The organism is Streptococcus sp. HMSC072G04 (assembly GCF_001813295.1).
In the GTDB taxonomy this organism is placed as follows: domain Bacteria; phylum Bacillota; class Bacilli; order Lactobacillales; family Streptococcaceae; genus Streptococcus.
On sequence record NZ_KV812025.1, the window covers coordinates 1 to 672 of the forward strand.

The 672-nt window shown below is 41.8% G+C and carries 1 protein-coding gene; it reads right to left on the minus strand.

Annotation, left to right across the window (positions count from 1 at the left end; translation table 11 throughout):
- Positions 1 to 516 (minus strand): 30S ribosomal protein S4 (rpsD, locus tag HMPREF2904_RS05770; protein WP_070660884.1); only part of this gene is annotated, 516 nt, incomplete at its 3' end.
- Between the last annotated feature and the right edge of the window lie 156 nt (positions 517 to 672).

The following is a 672-nucleotide window of genomic DNA, read 5'->3' on the forward strand; positions in this document are numbered from 1 at the left end:
TTTGTCAGCATCGAATGATACAAATGCTGGACGTCCAACTGTAGCTTCAACAGCTTCAAGGATAGCTGGAACCTTAGCTGATTTTTCGCGAACTGAGATCACTTGACCTGGAGTTACACGGTATGAAGGGATATCAACGCGTTTTCCGTCAACAAGGATGTGACCGTGGTTAACGAATTGACGAGCTTGACGACGAGTAGTCGCAAGTCCAAGACGGTAAACAACGTTATCCAAACGACGTTCTAAAAGAAGCATGAAGTTGAAACCGACAGTTCCTTCTTTAACTTTAGTAGCTTGTACGAACAAGTTACGGAATTGTTTTTCACCAAGTCCGTAAGAGAAACGAAGTTTTTGTTTTTCAGCTAATTGCAAACCGTATTCTGACAATTTTGAACGGTTGTTTGGTCCGTGTTGACCTGGTACGTAGTTACGACGTGCCAATTCTTTACCTGTACCTGTAAGTGACAAGCCAAGACGGCGAGATTGTTTCCAAGATGGTCCTGTATAACGTGACATTTGAAATGTCCTCCTATAAAAATAATTTTTGTAGGAAATAACGTTTTAGACAAACCTGATTCGTTCAGAAAGCCTTCGCCCAAACAGCAAAGGTTACTTTTCTAGCTGACTTCCTGTTGACGAGCTTCATTTTGTCCTGCTGTCATTTCGCACAAA